This window comes from Scytonema hankhaensis NUACC26 (genome assembly GCF_045865695.1).
In the GTDB taxonomy this organism is placed as follows: Bacteria; Cyanobacteriota; Cyanobacteriia; order Cyanobacteriales; family Nostocaceae; genus Scytonema.
Genome location: NZ_BAACAP010000022.1, coordinates 1 through 3,889, shown reverse-complemented (window position 1 = coordinate 3,889; position 3,889 = coordinate 1). Strand labels below are relative to the sequence as shown.

Sequence of the window (3,889 nt, the reverse complement as noted above, 5' to 3'; positions counted from 1 at the left end):
ACCGTGAATTGAGCGATCGCGCCAATCAACTAGCACACTATTTGCAAAATTTGGGAGTCAAACCAGAAACCCTAGTTGGCATCTGCATTGACCGTTCCCTAGATATGATTGTCAGCTTACTCGGTATTCTCAAAGCGGGTGGCGCTTATGTTCCCCTTGACCCTGCTTATCCCCAAGAGCGATTGACTGACATTCTCAAAGATACGCAACTAAACATTCTACTGACTCAAGAAAGATTCGTCAGTAACTTAGCAGATTATGCCGAAAAAATAATCTGTTTGGATACAGACTGGTCAGTCATTGGTCAGCACAGTACAGCCAATCCTATCAGTGACGTTCAACTCCACAACCTTGCCTACATTATTTACACCTCTGGTTCCACAGGCAAACCTAAGGGGGTGGCAATCGAACATCAATCGCTAATGAATTTTGTCATGACTGCCATCCACAAATATGGCTTGAATTCAGGCGAACGCATTCTCCAATTTGCGTCTATCTGCTTTGATACATCTATTGAAGAAATCTTTCCAACTTTATTAGTTGGTGCAACATTAGTGCTTCGTACCGAAGAGATGTTGTACTCCAGCGATGAATTTTGGCGCTGTTGCCAAGAATGGCAGTTAACTGTTTTGGATTTGCCTACCGCATACTGGCATCAATTGGTAGCAGAACTAAAGCCTCAAGACTCGCGTATTCCTCCAAGCCTAAAAATTGCGATCGTTGGAGGAGAAGAAGCTCAAGTAGAAAAAGTAAAGCATTGGCATCGTTGTGTTGCTCATCTCCCCCATCCGCCCCAATTATTTAATAGCTACGGTCCAACGGAAGCAACGGTCATCACTACCCTACATCGCCTCGATTCCTCAACCACCACTTCTGTTCCAATTGGAAGACCCGTAAGCAACACTCAAGTTTATATTTTAGATCGATATCTGCAACCCGTGCCCATAGGAGTTCCAGGAGAACTGCATATTGGTGGAGCTGGATTAGCTAGAGGATATTGGCAACGTCCAGAACTCACAGCGGAAAAATTTATCGAAAATCGGTTTGACAATCCCCATTGCCCCTTATCCCCAGAGGGGGCCCCACCCGCCCCTTATCCCCAGAGGGGTTCCCTACCTTCCCCTATCCCTAATCCAAAATTATATAAAACAGGGGATCTAGCAAGATTTCGAGCAGATGGCACTTTGGAATACCTTGGTCGAGTTGACGACCAGGTGAAGGTGCGGGGCTTCCGCATTGAATTGGGAGAAATTGAAACGGTGCTACGTCAACATCCACAGGTGTGCCAAGCTGTCGTTATTGCCCGTGAAGACATTCCCGGACAAAAGCGCCTAGTAGCTTATATCGTGCCGTACCTGCCACAACCAACCACCGATGAATTACGCCGTTTTCTGAAGCAGAAACTGCCCAATTATATGATGCCCTCGGCGTTTGCGCTGCTAGAAACGCTGCCCATGACTCCCAATCAGAAGGTAGACTACCGCGCCCTTCCAGCCCCTGACTTTTCTCGCGATATCGAAGATAAATTTGTTGCTCCCCGTACACTTACAGAAGAGAAATTAGCAGCAATCTGGTCAGAAATCTTAAGACTAGAAAAAGTTGGCATCCACGATAACTTTTTTGAATTTGGTGGAGACTCTATCCTCAGCATTCAAATCATTTCCCGTGCCAATCAAGCAGGTATCCAAATTGCTCCCAAACAGATCTTCAAGCACCAAACCATTGCTGAGTTAGCTAGCATGGCAAGCATGGTTCGCTCTGTCAAAGCCAAGCAAGGGTTAGTGACTGGTAATGTAACGCTGACACCAATCCAGCAGTGGTTTTTCGAGCAGAAATTGTCCGAACCCAATTACTTTAACCAGTCAGTACTGCTAGAAGTGCCTCCAGAGTTGACACAGGAGAAATTGCAGCAAATCGTGCAACAATTGTTACTGCATCATGATGCTCTGCGTCTGCGGTTTCTGCAGGAAGGAGAACACTGGCAGCAAATTAGCGCCGGTGACCAGAAAACCGTGCCATTGAGTGTCTTCGATTTTTCACACCTATCATCAGAAGCACAACAAACGGCGATAAACTCTGCGGATGCCGAACTTCAGGCTAGTTTGAACTTATTGACTGGACCGCTCGCACGAATAGCGCTGTTTCAGTTAGGCAAGAATCAACCAGGTCGGTTACTGTTCATTATCCATCACCTAGTAGTAGATGGCATCTCTTGGCGGATTTTGCTCGAAGACTTGGTTACTGCTTACCAACAAGTTAAACGTGGTGAAGCTATTAAACTACCACTAAAGACAACTTCCTTCCAATATTGGAGCGATCGCCTGATAGAATATGGACAATCAGAGGTGCTCTTCACGGAGTTAGATTACTGGCTGAGTGAGTCTAATTTTAAAGTGACGGTATTGCCAGTAGATTATCCTTCAGCCACAGAGGAGAACACCATAGCCTCAACCGCTACTGTGTCACTTTCTTTAAGTGAAGAACAAACCCGCGCCCTACTGCAAGATGTACCCTCTGCCTACAACACTCAAATTAATGATGTGCTGTTGACTGCCCTAATGCAGAGCTTTGCCCAATGGACAGGGGAACGTTCTTTGCTCGTTGATTTAGAGGGACACGGACGGGAAGACTTGTTTGAGGATGTGGATCTGTCACGCACTGTGGGTTGGTTTACCACTTTGTTCCCCATTTGCCTACAGCTAGAAGAAGTTAACCATTCAGGCGAGACTTTAAAGTCAGTCAAAGAACAACTGCGGCGTATTCCCAACCGAGGTATTGGTTATGGGGTGTTGAGATATTTGAACAAAAACGCCGCAATACACAAAAAACTACAGGCGTTACCCCAAGCCCAAGTGAGTTTCAACTATCTTGGTCAGTTCGATCGGGTGTTATCAGCATCTGACGTTTTGGGTTTGGTTAAAGACTTTAAAGCCGAACAAAGTTTACTTAATAGGCGCAGCCACCTGTTAGGAATCAGCGGATTCATTCGTGCAGGAAAACTGGAAATGACTTGGGCTTACAGCGAGAAAGTTCACAACAGAGACACCATTGAACGCTTGGCTTTTAGATTCATAGAAGCATTAAAAACACTGATTGCTCACTGTCAATCACCAGAATCGCAAGGCTATACCCCTTCTGACTTTTCAGCTGCCAAACTCAATCAACAACAGCTTGATAAATTCTTATCCAAAATTAACAAAGACAAAACTAAGTAGTTTTTTTGTCATTTGTCCGTTGTCCTTTGTAAACATTTTAAAACTACTCCTATCCAGAGCGAAGATTACTTAATTAAATGAACCGCAAAGACGCAAAGTACACGAAGAAAGAGGAAAAGATTGGTAATCTTACGGCGGAAAGAGAGTAATGACCAACAACCAATGACAAATGACCAACAACCAATGACAAATGACTATTGACAAATGACCAATCCCATGAAGAATATCGAAGACCTTTATGAACTTTCGCCAATGCAACAGGGTATGCTCTTTCATACCCTTTATGCGCCAGAGTCGGAACTTTATTTCGAGCAATTGCTTTGCACCCTCTCTGGCGAATTGAATTTTCCTGCATTTCAGCAAGCTTGGCATTCTGTTGTTGCGCGACACCCAGTTTTACGCAGTTCTTTTTATTGGGAAGAAATAGAAAAGCCGTTGCAAATGGTGAGCAAGCAAGTGGAACTCCCCTGGGTGAAACTGGATTGGCGTCATTTAACACCCAAGGAACAACAACAGCATCTAGGGGATTTTCTCAAATGCGATCGCCAAAAAGGGTTTGAACTAAATGTTGCTCCCTTGATGCGCTTCACTGTCATCCTGCTAGAGGAACAGATCTATCAATTTATTTGGAGCCATCATCATATTCTCTTTGATGGTTGGTCGATGCAGATTGT

The 3,889-nt window shown here is 44.7% G+C and carries 2 protein-coding genes; both read left to right on the top strand.

The features are described from left to right. Positions 1 to 3,215: non-ribosomal peptide synthetase (locus ACKTT2_RS00340; protein WP_407882827.1), on the top strand; the 3,215-nt coding region annotated here is incomplete at its 5' end. Positions 3,216 to 3,419: 204 nt separating this feature from the next. Next, a partial coding sequence (locus ACKTT2_RS00335) for a condensation domain-containing protein (protein WP_407882825.1) occupies positions 3,420 to 3,889 on the top strand: 470 nt, incomplete at its 3' end.